Below are 16,065 nucleotides of genomic sequence, written 5' to 3'. Positions count from 1 at the left end.
GTGCTTTGTTCTTCTCTTTCTTTCTTGGGGAAGCGGCAACCCACCCCCCCCCCCCCCCCCTCCCCCCCCCCCCCCTCCCCCCCCCCCCCCCCCCCCCCACGACGTACTGCGACGGACGCGTCCGCGCGAAGGACTACTTGACGATCGTGATCCGGTCCGTGGCCGGCGGTGCGATCCGCTTGTCGGGGCTGGAGTTCGCGGCCAGGTAGGCGTTGAAGACGTCCAGGTCGGAGGCCGCGTTGAGCTTGTTCTTGCCGAGGGCGAGGGCGGGGAAGTTGTCGCCGCCGCCCGTCAGGAACTCGTTCATCGCGACGCGGTAGGTCTTGGCCGGGTCGATGGCCACGCCGTTCAGCTTGATCGTGGCCGCGTCGACGCGGTCGGCGCCCTTCTTCGTCAGGTCGAGCGTGTAGGTGAGGCCCTTGGAGATCTGGAGGATCTTCGGGGAGGCCTCGTTGGCGCCGCTGACCTGCTGCTTGAAGGCGGCGATGAGGTCGGCGCCGGTGAGGTCGACGACGTTCATGAGGTTGGTGAAGGGCTGGACGGTGAAGGCCTCGCCGTAGGTCACGACGCCCTTGCCCTCCGAGCCGGACTGCTCCCAGACGAGGTCGGAGCGGATGCCGCCCGGGTTCATCAGGGCGAGCTGCGCGCCGCCCTTGTCGGCGGGGGCCAGACCGGCGAGCTGTGCGTCGGCGATCAGGTTGCCCAGCGGCTTCTCGTACGCCGTCGAGCCGCGCCCCTCGATGTCGGCGGAGATGTATCCCTGGGGGCGGTTCGCGATCGGGGCGGCGAGGACGTTCCAGCGCTCGATCAGCGACCGCATGTCCTTGCCCAGCTCCTCGCGCTCGGACTGGTCACGGGTGACGATGTGGTTGCGCGAGGTCGGCGACTTGGCCGCGGTACGGACGATGTCCTTGGTACGGCGGTCGTAGGTGAGGGTCGTCTCCGTGTAGACCTTGCCGAAGGAGGCGGCCGACGTCACCAGCCGGGGGTTGCCCGCCGGGTCGGGGATGGTGCACACGTAACTCTGGTGGGTGTGGCCGGTGACCAGCGCGTCGACCTTGGGGCTGATGCCCTTGGCGATGTCCTTGATCGGACCCGAGACGCCGTCGCCCGGGCCGGGGCTGTCGCAGTTGTAGTCGTACGAGGTGGAAGCGGGCGCGCCGCCCTCGTGGATGAGCGCGACGATGGACTTCACGCCCTGCCGGTCGAGCTCCTTGGCGTACTTGTTGACCGTCTCGATCTCGTCGTGGAACTTCAGGCCCTTGACGCCTGCGGCCGTGACGATGCCGGGGGTGTTCTCCAGCGTGACGCCGATGAAGCCGATCTTGACGCCGTTCTTCTTCCAGACGGTGTACGGCTTCAGGAGGGTCTTGCCGTTCTTCTCCTTGGTGACGTTCGCGGAGAGGTACGGGAAGTCGGCGCCCTTGAACTTCTTCGGCTTGCCCTTCGCGTCCTTCTCGTAGCAGCCCTCGGTGGGGTGGCAGCCGCCGTTCTGGATGCGCAGCAGCTCGGCCGAGCCCTCGTCGAACTCGTGGTTGCCGACGGAGGTGACGTCGAGCTTCATCTTGTTCAGGGCTTCGACGGTGGGCTCGTCGTGGAACAGCCCGGAGAGCATGGGGCTGCCGCCGATCATGTCGCCGGCGGCGGCCGTGACCGAGTACTCCTTGCCCTGGCGGGCCTTGCGCAGGCTCGTCGCCAGGTGCTCGGCGCCACCGGCGTCGATCGCGCCGACCTTGCCCGAGTTGCCGGCCGGCGGCTCCAGGTTGCCGTGCAGGTCGTTGAGGGAGAGGAGCTGCACGTCGACGGTCCGGCCGTTGCCGGAGCCGTGGCCGCCGCCGTGTCCGGGCTTCGCGGCGCCCTGGACGTTCGCGGAGGCCGGCATCGCGGCGACGAGGGCGCCCGCGGTGGTCAGCCCGGCGGCGGCGACGAGGAGTCGCCGCACCGCACGGTTGTGGCGAGGCGGACGAGGGTTCGCTGACATCTGTCCCCTTGTGAGTTCAGCGCGGTGGTTGAGCGCGGAGGTTGAGCGCGGAGGTGAGGCTGCGTCGGCAGCCTATGGTCGACGCGCGTAGCGCAACAGGGGGTGAGCGGTTACGAGGTGGTTTCCGTTGGCCGTACCGGAGCCTTCGGGGGCCTTGCTGCGGTGGGCGAAACCTACGCACGCCGGACATCCCGGCGGACCCGCGCCCCTCCCCCGTTGCCCCGTACGCTCGACCGCATGACGACGACTGACACTTCCGAGGCGGGCAGCGAACCCGGCCCTACCATCCAGACGCTCGACGAGCTCGACGCCGCACAGGCCGACCAGGTGCTCGGCCTGCTGCGCGAGGCCGCCCGGGTCGACGGGGTGCAGGCCGTCTCCGAGCAGGGGCGCCTCGCGCTCAAGGGCGGGCGGCGGACCGGGGTTTCGCATCTGATGGTGTACGACGACGAGGGCGAGCTCGTCGGGTACGGACAGCTGGAGGACACCGACCCCGTCGAGGCCCCGGCGGCCGAGCTGGTGGTGCATCCGGCGCGGCGCGGCAAGGGGTACGGGCGGGCGCTCGGCGAGGCGCTGCTGAACGTGTCCGGGCGGCGGCTGCGGGTCTGGGCGCACGGCGGCAAGCCGGCGGCGCGGCACCTCGCGCAGGTGCTGGGGATGAGCCTGTTCCGCGAACTGCGGCAGCTGCGGCGGCCGTTGGGGCCGCTGGAGAAGCTCGACATCGCCGAGCCCGTGTACCCGGCGGGCGTCCGGGTGCGGACCTTCGTGCCCGGCCAGGACGACGCGGCGTGGCTGGCGCTCAACGCGGCGGCCTTCGCGCACCACCCCGAGCAGGGCTCGCTGACCCAGCGCGACCTGGACGACCGGATGGGCGAGGACTGGTTCGACCCGAAGGGGTTCTTCCTGGCCGAGAAGGACAGGGAGAAGGACGGCGAGAAGGACGGGGAGCGGGGGCCCGAGCTGATCGGCTTCCACTGGACCAAGGTGCACCGCGAGGAGCAGCTCGGTGAGGTGTACGTGGTCGGGATCAGCCCCGACGCGCAGGGCGGCGGCCTCGGCAAGGCGCTCACCGCGACCGGTCTGCGCCACCTCGCGGCACAGGGGCTGCCGACCGGTTCGCTGTACGTCGACGCGGACAACGTCGCGGCCGTGACGGTCTACGAGCGGCTCGGGTTCACGACGTACGAGACGGACCTGATGTACCGCACCGAACTGTGAGGTAGCAGCGCCGTACGGAAGGGGCCGGTTGACACCGGCCCCTTCTTTGCATCACCCTTTCACTACTTGATTAGTGAAAGGGGGGTGAGCGTGATGGTCGAGTACCGCATCGACAAGCGCGGTGGCGTCGCCACCTACCTGCAGATCGTGCAGCAGACCAAGCACGCCCTGCGGCTCGGGCTGCTGGAGCCGGGGGACCAGCTGCCCACCGCGCGCGAGGTGGTCGAGGCCACCGCGATCAACCCGAACACCGTGCTCAAGGCGTACCGCGAGCTGGAACGGGAGGGCCTGGTGGAGGCCCGGCGCGGGATGGGGACCTTCGTGACCCGGTCCCTGGGGGCCGCGCAGCCCGCCGATTCACCGCTGCGCGACGAGCTGAAGGAGTGGGGGAAGCGCGCCAAGGCGTCCGGTCTCGACCGGGACGACGTGGCCGCGCTCCTCACCTCCGTACTGGACGAAGTTTTCGCGGGCGACACCGCGGGCGAAGGGGAACAGGGATGACGACGACCGCCGCGATCGAGGCGGCCGGCCTCGGCAAGAGGTACGGACGGCTGGGGAAGTGGGCGGTGCGCGACTGCACCTTCCGCCTCCCGCAGGGACACATCTGCGCACTCGTCGGCCCCAACGGGGCAGGAAAGTCAACGCTGTTGGCGCAACTCGCCGGACTGCTGCGGCCGACCGAAGGCGCCGTACGGGTACTGGGCAAGGGCCCCGGCGAGGCGCGCGAGCGGATCTCCTTCCTCGCTCAGGAGAAGCCGCTGTACGGGCAGTTCAGCATCGCCGAGACCCTGCGGATGGGCCGCGAGCTGAACCCCGGCCGGTGGGACGACGCCCGCGCCGAGCGGATCGTCGCGGACGGCGGCCTCGACCTCGGGACCCGGGTACGGGAACTCTCCGGCGGCCAGCGCACCCGCGTCGCACTCGCCCTCGCCCTCGGCAAGCAGCCCGACCTGCTGCTGCTCGACGAGCCGATGGCCGACCTCGACCCGCTCGCCCGCCACCAGCTGATGGGCAACCTGCTCGCCGAGGCGGGCGAGAGCGGCACGACGGTCGTCATCTCGTCACACATCCTGGCCGAGCTGGAGGGCGCCTGCGACTACCTCTTCCTGATGGAGGCGGGCCGGGTCCGCCTCGGCGGCGAGACCGAGGAACTCCTCTCGGCACACGCGCTGCTGACCGGCCCGGTCGCGGAGCTCGACGCGGACACGACGGTGGTCGAATCGCGGGTGACGGGACGTCAGATGACCGCACTGGTACGCAAGGACGGGGCGGAACTGCCCGGCGGCGACTGGGAGTCCGTCGAACCGACCCTGGAGGAACTGCTCCTCGCACACATGCGCTCGCCCGAGGCGCCCTCGCTGCTGACCCCGAGCGCGGAGCCGCGCGATCTGGCGAACGCCGGACAGAGGGCGGGGGTCGCCGCATGAGTACGCTCCTGTCCCCCAAGCACTCCGCACTGCCCGCGCTGCGCGGCCCGCAGTGGGTGGCGATGCGTCAGCACCGCACGACGGCAAGGGTGTTCGGCATCCTCGTGGTGCTCTTCGCACTCGGTGTCGCGGCCTTCCTCATCGCCGTGAACGCCGACCCCAAGGCCGAGCTCGCACAGAACGCCGACAGCGGCATGATCGCCGTCCTCCAGCGCGCCCTCACCCCGCTCGGGCTGCTTCCCGCGCTGGCGGGGGCGTTCGTCGCGGGGCCGCTGGTCGCACGGGAGCTGGAGTCGGGGACGTACACCTGGCTCTGGACCCAGTCGGTCTCCCCGGCTCGCTGGCTGGCCGCCAAACTGACGGTGGCGACGGGCGTGATCCTGAGCGGGGCGACCGTACTGGTAGTGCTGTTCCGGCTGGCCTGGGGAAGCCTCAAGGAGGAGTCCCAGTTCAATGTCCCCTGGTACGGGCCGGCGTACGAACTGCTCGGTCCGGTCTCCGTGGCGCTGTGCGCGCTCGGTATCGGGTTGGGCGTACTGGTGGGGCTGCTGATGCGCAGGACGGTACCGGCGATGTTCGCCACCGGGATCGCGGTGATCGCCACCCAGTTCGTCTTCATCGAGGTGCTGCGGGACGTGCTGTGGCCGGTCGAGACGCTCCTCACCAAGGAGCAGCTCGCCGGGAACGTCCCCGCCGGGACCAAGATCGTCGAGGACGGCATGCTGACGGCCGACGGCGACCGGGTCCTGTGGAGCACCTGCTTCGGCCCGACCGGGGTCGGCAGCACTCCCGAGGGGTGCATGAAGGGGCTGGGCGGGGTCCAGCACTTCGCTGACGTACACCCCGAATCGCACTTCCTGCCGCTCCAACTGGTCGAGAGCGGCCTGCTGTTGGCAATCGCGGCGATCGCGGTGGCGGTGTCCTTCCGGATATTGCGACGAAGGTACGGGGTGGGAGCGTGAGTACGGACACGAAGACGGCCGAGCGGACCCGGGTGGCACCGCAGGGTGGTTCGGAGCGGCCGTGGCGCGGCCCGGGGAAGGTGGTACTGGCGCAGCACCGACGCTCGGCGGCCGTCTCCGGCGCGGTGGTGGTGCTGACCGTACTGGGGGCGGTGGGGCTGCGGTGGTGGTGGGAGGCGAGCGGGGGAACGCTGGAGCCGGTCTTCCGGGGGCCGGCCGCGCTGAAGCTGCTCGTCGACTACGGCGGCACGGCCCTCACCTTCCTTCCGGTGGCGGTCGGCGCGTTCGTGGCGGGGCCGATGATCGCGCGGGAGCTGGAGTCGGGGACGTACAAGGTCGCCTGGACGCAGTCCGTGACCCCGGCGCGGTGGCTGGCGGCGAAGCTGGCGCTGCCGCTGGTCGGGGTGGTGGTGGCGACACCGCTGCTGGCCGTGGCGTACCGGCTGCTGCGGGAGCCGTTCGTCGGGCCGGAGTACGGCATGTTCGCCTGGCACGACCTGAGCGTGTTCCGGGCGTCCGGCCCGGTGACCGTCGCGTACTCCCTGCTCGGGGTCGCGGTGGGCACTCTCCTCGGACTGCTGGTGCGGCGCACGGTGCTCGCGATGACCGGGACGGCGGCCGTCGTCGCGGCGGCGATGCTGGCGCTCCAGCAGTGGCGGCAGGAGTTCTGGCCCATACGGACGACGGTCGGCCCGGACTCCGCGATATCGCGCGCCGGCGACCAACTGTGGGGCCACGGAGCCGGCTGGCAACGGGCCGACGGAGCACGGATCGACCTGAACTCCTGCTACGCGGCGGCCAATGAAGCCACCCAGGGCCCGGAGTGGGAGGTGGAGGTCCACGAATCCGTCCTCCGCAAGTGCATCGCGGACCAGGGCGGGGTGACCCAGTTCTCCGACTACCACTCACTGGCGGACTTCTGGCCGCTCCAACTGGTCGAATCGGGCATCCTGCTGACCCTGTCGGCAGCGGCGGTCTTCGCAGCCTTCCGAGTACTGCGCAGACTGCACACCTAGGGGCGCGGGGAACTGCGCGGCCAGCCCCAACAAACCCGCAGAGAACCCGGGGGCGCGGGGAACTGCGCGACCGGCCGCATCGAACCCGCAGAGAACCCCTACGCCCGGAGGGCTCGCCGCCTCGCCTCCCCGCCCCGCGGCGAGCGGTTTCGGGAAGGGGCGGGGAGGGGCGTGCGCCGCAGGCAACCCCAGCCCCCTGGGCGCGGGCCCACGCCCAGGGGGCGCGGGGAACTGCGCGACCAGCCCCAACAAACCCGCAGAGAACCCGGGGGCGCGGGGAACTGCGCGGCCGGCCCCAGCGGATCCGCAGAGAACCTCCGACGCCCGGCGGGCTCGCTCCCTCCCCTCCCCGCCCCGCGGCGAGCGGTTTCGGGAAGGGGCGGGGAGGGGCATGCGCCGCAGGCGACCCCGGCCCGCCCCCACCCCGCGCGTGCGGGGGCGTGGGAGTACCCCGCCCGCCCCCGCCCCGGCTCCCGCATGACACGTCCCCGTAACCCCGCATTCAGACACCCTTGCGAAGCTCGCGGGATGCGACCCCCCGTGCACTCTCCGCCAGCAGCCCTCTATTTCGGCGCGCCCGCCGAGGGCCCCGCGCGGAACAATGGGGGCATGAGCCAGCAGCCGAAGCACCGTGTCAACGCCGAGGTCCCCGTCCAGCACGCTCAGCCGGCACCACAGGCCCCTGACCGGGCCGATGCCGGGGCACAAGCACAAGCCCAGGGCCGTCAGAAGGACAAGGCAGCGGCCCGGGGCGGGGCCGGGGACGCGGCCCGGGACCAGTCCGACGGTGGCGGGCGCGGGCGCGAAGAGGCCCGCCCCCACTCCCGCCCCCAGCCCTCCGTCGGCGCCATAGCCGCCCTCCGCCCGCACACCCGTGCCTCGTCCACCAGGGGCAACGGGGCCGGAGCGTCCCTCGGGCTGGATCCCGACCTCGACGCGGACATCGACATGTACGAAGAGGCCGAGTACGGCGACGGCACCAGCGACCCGCTCCCCCAGGGCCGCTTCCTGGACCGCGAGCGCAGCTGGCTCGCGTTCAACGAGCGGGTACTCGAACTGGCCGAGGACCCCGCCACCCCCCTCCTCGAACGGGCTAATTTCCTGGCGATTTTCGCCAGCAACCTGGACGAGTTCTTCATGGTCAGGGTGGCCGGGCTGAAGCGCCGCATCGCGACCGGTGTCGCCACCCGTTCCGCGTCCGGGCTCCAGCCCCGCGAGGTGCTGGAGCAGATCTGGACCCGGTCCCGCGAGCTCATGGCCCGGCACGCCGCCTGCTTCCAGCAGGACATCTCGCCCGCCCTGTCCGACGAGGGCATCCACCTCATCCGCTGGCCGGACCTGACCGAGAAGGAGCAGGCCCGCCTCTTCACGCTCTTCCGGCAGCAGATCTTCCCCGTGCTGACCCCCCTCGCCGTCGACCCGGCGCACCCCTTCCCGTACATCTCCGGGCTCTCCCTCAACCTCGCCGTCGTCGTGCGCAACCCGGTCTCCGGCCACCGCCACTTCGCGCGCGTGAAGGTCCCGCCGCTGCTGTCCCGCTTCCTGGAGGCGTCGCCCGAGCGCTACGTACCGCTCGAAGACGTCATCGCCGCGCACCTGGAGGAGCTCTTCCCGGGGATGGAGGTCCTCGCGCACCACATGTTCCGGGTGACCCGCAACGAGGACCTCGAAGTCGAGGAGGACGACGCCGAGAACCTCCTCAAGGCCCTGGAGAAGGAGCTCATGCGGCGCCGCTTCGGGCCGCCGGTGCGCCTGGAGGTCGAGGAGTCCATCGACCCGTACGTACTGGACCTGCTCGTACGGGAGCTGAAGGTCTCGGACGCCGAGGTCTACCCGCTCCCAGGACCGCTCGACCTCACCGGTCTCTTCGGCATCGCGGGCCTCGACCGCCCCGAGCTCAAGTACCCGCGCTTCATCGCGGGCACGCACCGCGACCTCGCCGAGGTCGAGTCGGCGTCCGCGCCCGACATCTTCGCCGCGCTGCGCGAGCGCGACGTCCTCCTGCACCACCCGTACGACTCCTTCTCGACCTCCGTCCAGCTCTTCCTGGAGCAGGCCGCGGCCGACCCGGACGTACTGGCCATCAAGCAGACGCTGTACCGGACCTCGGGCGACTCGCCGATAGTGGATGCGCTCATCGACGCCGCCGAGTCCGGCAAACAGGTCCTCGTACTCGTCGAGATCAAGGCCCGTTTCGACGAGCAGGCCAACATCAAGTGGGCGCGGAAGCTGGAGGAGGCGGGCTGCCACGTCGTCTACGGACTGGTCGGCCTCAAGACCCACTGCAAGCTGTCCCTGGTCGTACGCCAGGAGGGCGAGACGCTCCGCCGCTACAGCCACGTGGGCACCGGCAACTACCACCCCAAGACGGCCCGGCTGTACGAGGACCTCGGCCTGCTGACCACCGACCCGCAGGTCGGCGCCGACCTCTCCGACCTCTTCAACCGGCTCTCCGGCTACTCCCGCCGCGAGACCTACCGACGGCTGCTCGTCGCCCCCAAGTCCCTGCGTGACGGCCTCATCTCACGCATCAACAAGGAAGCCACCCACCACCTGGCGGGCCGCCCCGCCTACGTACGCATCAAGGTCAACTCGATGGTCGACGAGGCGGTCATCGACGCGCTCTACCGGGCGTCCCAGGCGGGAGTACCGGTCGATGTGTGGGTACGCGGAATCTGTGCGGTCCGTCCGGGCGTGGCGGGACTCTCGGAGAACATCCGGGTCCGCTCCGTCCTGGGCCGCTTCCTCGAACACTCCCGGGTCTTCGCCTTCGGCAACGGCGGCGAGCCCGAAGTCTGGTTCGGCAGCGCGGACATGATGCACCGCAACCTGGACCGCCGGATAGAGGCGTTGGTACGGGTCACCGACCCGGCCCACCGGGCGGCCCTCAGCCGGCTCCTGGAGACCGGCATGTCGGACACCACCTCCTCCTGGCACCTCGGCCCGGACGGCAACTGGACCCGCCACTCGACGGATGCGGACGGACACCCCTTGCGCCACGTACAGGAAATGCTGATCGACGCCCGGAGGCGCCGACGTGCCACACCATGACTCAGCCACGACGGGAACACCCGATGCCACGATTACCGGGCAGGGCATCGCGCCAGGGGCTCCCCCGATGAGCCCCCTCGCCCCTTATCTGCACGAGCAGGCCGCCGAGTTCCTGCGTGCGCTGCGGCGGCACCGGGAGGGTTCCGAGGCCACCGACCCGGAGCTGTCGGCGCGTTCGGCGCTGGACATGAGGCGGTCGGCGCGGCGGATCGGCGGGGCGCTGCACACCTTCAGGCCACTGGCCGACCGGGCATGGGCGGACCCGCTGCGGGCCGAACTGGCCTGGCTCTCGGGGACGCTGGCCCGGGAGCACGCGCACGCGTCGCAGCTGGCGCGGCTGCTGGCGGCGCTGCAACGGCTGGGGTCACCGGCGGCGGTGCCGGCAGTACCCGTACCGGCCTCCCGGAACGGCCCGGCGGGCGGGGCGGGCGCCGCTGCCTCAGAGCCCTCGCGGGAGACCGCCCTCGGCATCGCCCGCGCCGGCGCGCTCCTGGAACGGCAGCTCACCCTGGCCCGTACCCGGGCGCACTCCGCGGCGCTCCAGGCGCTCGGCTCGTCCCGGTTCCACGCGGTGGCCGACGCGGTGGCGGTGCTCGCCTCCGAGGCCCCGGTGACGCCCGGCGACCCGGCCCCGTACGCCGCGCACGCCGCACACCGGCTGAACGAAGCGGTGGGAGCGCTTCCGCTGGGCCGCGCGGCACGCCCGTACAACGCGGAGGCCGTCCACGAGGGCCAGGACTCCCCCTGGCACCAGGTCCGCCTGCTGCTGCGCCTGCACCGGTACGCCCAGGAGGTCACCGGCGGCGACACCACCGCCCTCGCGGAGGCGAGCCGCACCCTGGACCGGCACCGCGACGCGGCGGAGGCGGCGTCGGCGGCGGCCGCGGCGGCCCGCACGGCCCGGATCGCACCGGCCACGGCGTACGCGCTCGGAGTGCTCCACTCCGAGCAGCGCCACGAGGTGGAGGCGGCCCGGTTCGCCTTCCAGCGGCAGTGGCGGGTGACGGCGGAGACGATGAGGGAGGCGGTGTCGGGATGAGTACCGGCGCACGTACGGTGCTGGCGGCGGGCTGCGTGCTGTGGCGGCGGTCGCCGTTCGACGGCGGCATCGAGATCTGCCTCGTGCACCGACCGCGCTACGGCGACTGGTCGCACCCCAAGGGCAAGCTGAAGCGCGGCGAGAGCGCACGGGACGGGGCGCTGCGCGAAGTCCTGGAGGAGACGGGGATGACGTGCACGCCGGGCCCCGAGCTGCCCACCGTCCGCTACCGGGTGGAAGCGGGCCCCAAGGAGGTCCGCTACTGGTCGGCGGAGGCCACGGGCGGCACGTTCGCACCGAACGACGAGGTCTCCCGCATCCTGTGGCTCTCCCCCACCCCCGCCCGCAACCGCCTGACCCAGCCACGCGACAAGGCCCTGATCGACGCACTGCTGCGGACGCTCCGGACGACGGGGGAGCCGTAGGGACGACTACACGCGCGACCGGGGAAGCCGCAGCGACGGCAGCACGAGGCGCGGGGACACAGCACCCCGCCACGAGCCACCTCGCCCCCTCCCGCGAGTCCCCTCGCCATGCGGCACCCCGCCGCCCGCCACGGTTCACCTCACGTTCACTCTCCCCCGTAGGCCGCTTCACCTGTTCTGCCTAATTTCGTACCTACGAGGTGCCCGGCGAGCTGCCGGAAGCCTCACCCTCGGTACGACATCCCACGCACGCCGCCCGCCCAAGGGACCGGCGGCCCCCGGACGGCAAAGGACCCAGACAGTGATGAAGCTCCAGCGCAAGAACCGGCTCCGCGCCACCGCAGTCGGCGCCCTCGCCGTCTCCGGCGCCCTGCTCCTCACGGCGTGCGGCTCGGACAACAACACCGGCGGCACCGGCGGCACCAACAGCTCCGCCGCCGCCAAGAACGTCAAGTGCGAGGGTGCGAAGGGCAAGCTCCTCGCCGCCGGCTCCTCCGCGCAGAAGAACGCCATGGACCTCTGGGTCAAGAACTACATGGCCGCCTGCGAGGGCGTGGAGATCAACTACAAGTCCTCCTCCTCCGGCGAGGGCATCTCGAACTTCACCAGCGGCGTGGTCGGCTTCGCCGGTTCCGACTCGGCGCTGAAGCCCGACGAGGTCACCGCCTCGAAGACCGCCTGCAAGTCCGGCCAGGGCATCAACCTCCCGATGGTCGGCGGCCCGATCGCGATCGGCTACAACCTGCCGAACGTCGACAACCTGGTCCTCGACGCCTCCGCCATCGCCAAGATCTTCAACGACGAGATCAAGAAGTGGAACGACCCGGCCCTGGTCAAGCTGAACCCGGGCGCCAAGCTGCCGGACAAGCCGATCCAGTCGGTCCACCGCTCCGGCGACTCGGGCACCACCCAGAACCTCGGCAAGTACCTGGGCAAGGCCGCCCCGGCCGACTGGAAGTACGAGGCCGAGAAGAAGTGGCCCGCCAAGGGCGGCCAGGGCGCCAACGGCTCCGCCGGTGTCGCGGCCCAGGTCAAGCAGGTCGAGGGCTCGATCGGCTACTTCGAGCTCAGCTACGCCACCTCGCAGTCCATCCCGACGGTGAAGGTCGACACGGGCGCCGCCGCCCCGGTCGCCGCCAACTCGGAGAACGCCTCCAAGGCCATCGCCGCCGCCAAGATCAAGGGCACCGGCAAGGACCTGGCGCTCAGCCTGGACTACACGACCAAGGCCGAGGGCGCCTACCCGCTGGTCCTGGTCACGTACGAGATCGTCTGCGACGCCGGCAACAAGGCGGAGACCCTGCCGACGGTCAAGTCCTTCCTCGGCTACACCGCCTCGGAAGAGGGCCAGAAGATCCTCTCCGACGCCGGCTACGCCCCCATCCCCACCGAGATCAACCAGAAGGTCCGCGAAACCATCGCCGGCCTGAAGTAACCCCCGGTCGCCCCGCCCCCTTGGGCGGCGGGGCATACCGCCGCTCCCTTGGGCGGCGGGGCCGCCCCCCGGGGGCGGAACGGGCGGGCAAGGGGGCGGCCCCCGACGGAGTCGCACCCCTCACCCCGGCCCCACCTTCGCCCCCGCCAAGAACCACCGACCCACCAGCACCACCCAGCCTCACCGTCCCACCGCCCCACCGCCCCATCCATCCGGTGCACCGCCGCCCGGGAGCCTCCCCCACAAAGGGACCCTCCCTCCCCAGACCGGAAAGACCCGCCATGCCACCCACCGCAGCACCCCCGGAAACCGCCCCCTCGCCTCCACCCCCACCCCCCTCCTCCCCCGCCGGCAAGGCGAAGAGCACCACCCGCCCCGGCGACAAGATCTTCCTCAACCTCTCCCGCGGCTCCGGGATCCTGCTCCTCGTGGTGATGGCGTCGATCGCGGTGTTCCTCACCGTCCGCGCCACCTTCGCCCTCTCCGAGAACGAGGGGAACTTCCTCACCACCTTCGACTGGGACCCGGCCGCCGCGAAGCCGGTCTTCGGCATCGCCGTACTCCTCTACGGCACCGTCGTCAGCTCGATCATCGCGATGGTCATCGCGGTCCCGATCGCTGTCGGCATCGCGCTCTTCATCTCGCACTACGCGCCGCGCAAGCTGGCCGCCCCGCTCGCCTACGTGGTCGACCTGCTGGCCGCCGTACCGTCGATCATCTACGGCCTCTGGGGCGCCCTCGTCCTGGTCCCGTACCTCGGCGGGCTGAACGCCTGGCTGGACGGCTACTTCGGCTGGACGGTCATCTTCGAGAAGACCGAGGTCGGCGCGGCCCGCAACCTCTTCACCGTCGGCATCCTGCTCGCGATCATGATCCTGCCGATCGTGACCAGCGTGAGCCGCGAGGTCTTCCTCCAGGTCCCGAAGATGAACGAGGAGGCCGCCCTCGCCCTGGGCGCCACCCGCTGGGAAGTGATCCGGATGTCGGTCCTCCCCTTCGGCCGCTCCGGCGTGATCAGCGCCTCGATGCTGGGCCTGGGCCGCGCACTCGGCGAGACGATGGCGGTCGCCACGGTCCTCTCCCCCAGCTTCCTCCTCTCGTTCCACCTCCTGGACGCGGGCGGCGGCACCTTCGCGCAGAACATCGCGGCGAAGTTCGACGAGGCCAACGAGTACGGCCGTGACGCGCTCATCGCCTCCGGTCTCGTCCTCTTCGTCCTCACCCTCCTCGTCAACGGCGCGGCCCGGCTGATCATCGCCCGCCGCAAGGAGTACTCGGGGGCCAACGCATGAGCCAGGCAACGATGACCAAGGACACCATCCCCACCCCGGTCCCCCGCACCCCCTCCCTCTCGGGCAAGAGCCTCCCCCGCTGGTCCCCGATCGGCTTCGCCGTCGTCTCGGTCGCCCTCGCGGTCGGTCTGGCCACCGTGGCCGGCTGGCAGAGCAAGGTGCAGTGGGGCCTGATAGCCGCCTTCCTCTTCGTCGTACTGACGTACACCGCCAGCACCGTCGTCGAGGGCAAGCGGCAGGCGAAGGACCGGGTCGCCACCAGCGTCGTCTGGGTGTGCTTCATCCTGGCGGTCGTCCCGCTCGCCTCGCTCCTCTGGACGACGATCAGCCGGGGCATCAAGGTCCTGGACGGCTACTTCCTCACCCACTCGATGGCGGGCGTGCCCGGCTTCGAGGCGGGCGGCGGCGTCTACCACGCCCTGATCGGCACCATGGAGCAGGTCGGTCTGGCCACCCTGGTCGCCGCACCGGTCGGCCTGCTGACCGCCGTCTACCTGGTGGAGTACGGCAAGGGCGCGCTCGCCAAGGCGGTGACGTTCTTCGTGGACGTCATGACCGGCATCCCCTCGATCGTCGCGGGCCTCTTCCTCCTCGCGATCATGCTGATGTTCGGTCTCGGCCCGTCCGGCTTCCTGGGCGCGCTCGCGCTGGCGATCCTGATGGTCCCGGTGGTGGTCCGCTCCACCGAGGAAATGCTGAAGCTGGTGCCCAACGAGCTGCGCGAGGCCTCCCTCGCCCTCGGCGTACCGAAGTGGCGCACGATCCTGAAGGTGGTCCTGCCGACCGCGATCGGCGGCATCACCACCGGCGTCATGCTGGCCATCGCCCGCATCGCCGGTGAGACCGCCCCGATCATGCTGCTGGTCTTCGGCACCCAGCTGATCAACTCGAACCCCTTCGACGGCGCCCAGTCCTCGCTCCCCTTCTACATCTGGGAGCAGTACCGGGTGGGCAGCGAGGCGAGCTACGACCGCGCCTGGGCAGCAGCCCTGGTCCTGATCGCCTTCGTCATGATCCTCAACCTGGTGGCCCGCGGCATCGCCCGCTGGAAGGCCCCCAAGACCGGTCGCTGACGCGACACCCCTGAAAGCGAAGTGACCGAATCATGGCAAAGCGAATCGACGTCTCCGGACTCTCCGCCTTCTACGGCGACCACAAGGCCATCGACGACATCTCGATGACCGTCGAGCCCCGCTCGGTGACGGCCTTCATCGGCCCCTCCGGCTGCGGCAAGTCCACCTTCCTGCGCACCCTCAACCGCATGCACGAGGTCACTCCCGGCGGCCGCGTCGAGGGCAAGGTCATGCTGGACGACGAGAACCTGTACGCGTCCAACGTCGACCCGGTGTCGGTACGCCGCACCGTCGGCATGGTCTTCCAGCGCCCCAACCCCTTCCCCACCATGTCGATCTTCGACAACGTGGCGGCGGGCCTGCGCCTCAACGGCTCGTACAAGAAGTCCGAGCTTGCGGGCATCGTCGAGAAGTCCCTCAAGGGCGCCAACCTCTGGAACGAGGTCAAGGACCGCCTCAACAAGCCGGGCTCCGGCCTCTCCGGTGGCCAGCAGCAGCGCCTCTGCATCGCCCGCGCCATCGCGGTCGAGCCGCAGGTCCTCCTGATGGACGAGCCCTGCTCCGCCCTCGACCCGATCTCGACCCTCGCCATCGAGGACCTGATCGGGGAGCTCAAGGAGCGCTTCACGATCGTGATCGTGACGCACAACATGCAGCAGGCGGCCCGGGTCTCGGACCGCACGGCCTTCTTCAACCTGTCGGCGGTCGGGCAGCCCGGCAAGCTGATCGAGATAGACGACACGGAGCGGATCTTCTCGAACCCCTCGGTCCAGGCCACGGAGGACTACATCTCCGGCCGCTTCGGCTGAGCCGCTTGGGCGGAACCCCTGAACCCTCGCGGTGCTGCATGGCGGTGCCACCGCGAGACCCTTCGACCCGCCGGAACCCAAAAGGTCCCGGCGGGTCGAAGTACTACCCGCTGCGCGGAGCCCTTCCCCACCCCGCCCCTTCCCGAACTGGGGCGCTGCCCCAGACCCCGGCCCGCGTGGGCCAGTGGGCGGGTGGGCAGGTGGCGAGCCCGGCCACCCGCCGTGGTCATGTGCAGGTGCGATGTGGCTGGCCGCGCAGTTCCCCGCGCCCCTGAGTACTCAGGGGCGCGGGGAACTGCGCGAGCAACCACACTCGACCCGCTGCTAACAACCCCTG

Annotated in this window: 13 protein-coding genes; 12 read left to right on the top strand and 1 reads right to left on the bottom strand. The window is 70.9% G+C overall.

Annotated elements, in window-relative coordinates:
- Positions 1-133 precede the first annotated feature (133 nt).
- Positions 134-1,981, bottom strand: a complete 1,848-nt coding sequence (locus ACZ5PB_RS36445) for a bifunctional metallophosphatase/5'-nucleotidase (protein ID WP_468697255.1) — start codon at positions 1,979-1,981, stop codon at positions 134-136.
- 237 nt (positions 1,982-2,218) lie between these two features.
- Between ACZ5PB_RS36445 and mshD the strand changes: the two genes are divergently transcribed.
- From mshD to pstB, 12 genes are all read left to right on the top strand, one after another.
- Positions 2,219-3,199: a mycothiol synthase gene (mshD, locus tag ACZ5PB_RS36440; RefSeq protein WP_468697254.1), complete on the top strand. Its 981-nt coding sequence runs from the start codon at positions 2,219-2,221 to the stop codon at positions 3,197-3,199.
- Positions 3,200-3,292: 93 nt separating this feature from the next.
- Positions 3,293-3,700: a GntR family transcriptional regulator gene (locus tag ACZ5PB_RS36435; protein WP_468697459.1), complete on the top strand. Its 408-nt coding sequence runs from the start codon at positions 3,293-3,295 to the stop codon at positions 3,698-3,700.
- Positions 3,697-4,626 (top strand): ABC transporter ATP-binding protein, encoded by a 930-nt coding sequence (locus ACZ5PB_RS36430; RefSeq protein WP_468697253.1) that lies wholly within the window; start codon positions 3,697-3,699, stop codon positions 4,624-4,626. Before ACZ5PB_RS36435 ends, ACZ5PB_RS36430 begins: the two co-directional genes overlap by 4 nt.
- Positions 4,623-5,588, top strand: a complete 966-nt coding sequence (locus tag ACZ5PB_RS36425) for an ABC transporter permease (protein ID WP_468697252.1) — start codon at positions 4,623-4,625, stop codon at positions 5,586-5,588. The genes ACZ5PB_RS36430 and ACZ5PB_RS36425 overlap by 4 nt, the downstream gene beginning before the upstream one ends.
- Positions 5,585-6,604 carry an ABC transporter permease gene (locus ACZ5PB_RS36420; protein WP_468697251.1) on the top strand — a complete coding sequence of 340 codons (1,020 nt, stop codon included), beginning with the start codon at positions 5,585-5,587 and terminating at the stop codon, positions 6,602-6,604. Before ACZ5PB_RS36425 ends, ACZ5PB_RS36420 begins: the two co-directional genes overlap by 4 nt.
- Before the next feature lie 609 nt (positions 6,605-7,213).
- Entirely contained in the window at positions 7,214-9,655 is a 2,442-nt protein-coding gene (locus tag ACZ5PB_RS36415; protein ID WP_468697250.1) for an RNA degradosome polyphosphate kinase, read from the top strand.
- Between the two features lie 67 nt (positions 9,656-9,722).
- Positions 9,723-10,694 (top strand): CHAD domain-containing protein, encoded by a 972-nt coding sequence (locus ACZ5PB_RS36410; protein ID WP_468697249.1) that lies wholly within the window; start codon positions 9,723-9,725, stop codon positions 10,692-10,694.
- Entirely contained in the window at positions 10,691-11,119 is a 429-nt protein-coding gene (locus tag ACZ5PB_RS36405) for an NUDIX hydrolase (protein WP_468697248.1), read from the top strand. The genes ACZ5PB_RS36410 and ACZ5PB_RS36405 overlap by 4 nt, the downstream gene beginning before the upstream one ends.
- A gap of 304 nt (positions 11,120-11,423) precedes the next feature.
- Complete coding sequence (gene pstS / locus ACZ5PB_RS36400; protein ID WP_468697247.1) at positions 11,424-12,554, top strand: phosphate ABC transporter substrate-binding protein PstS; 1,131 nt, start codon at positions 11,424-11,426, stop codon at positions 12,552-12,554.
- Between the two features lie 281 nt (positions 12,555-12,835).
- Positions 12,836-13,846 carry a phosphate ABC transporter permease subunit PstC gene (gene pstC / locus ACZ5PB_RS36395; protein WP_468697246.1) on the top strand — a complete coding sequence of 337 codons (1,011 nt, stop codon included), beginning with the start codon at positions 12,836-12,838 and terminating at the stop codon, positions 13,844-13,846.
- Positions 13,843-14,919, top strand: coding sequence for a phosphate ABC transporter permease PstA (gene pstA, locus ACZ5PB_RS36390; RefSeq protein ID WP_468697245.1), 1,077 nt, complete (start codon positions 13,843-13,845; stop codon positions 14,917-14,919). The genes pstC and pstA overlap by 4 nt, the downstream gene beginning before the upstream one ends.
- 32 nt (positions 14,920-14,951) lie before the next feature.
- Positions 14,952-15,728: a phosphate ABC transporter ATP-binding protein PstB gene (gene pstB, locus ACZ5PB_RS36385; protein WP_468697244.1), complete on the top strand. Its 777-nt coding sequence runs from the start codon at positions 14,952-14,954 to the stop codon at positions 15,726-15,728.
- Positions 15,729-16,065: the final 337 nt, after the last annotated feature.

It is taken from the genome of Streptomyces sp. NPDC032721, assembly GCF_055579625.1.
Note: the sequence above shows the minus strand (reverse complement) of the source record. Positions and strands in the feature narration are given on the sequence as shown.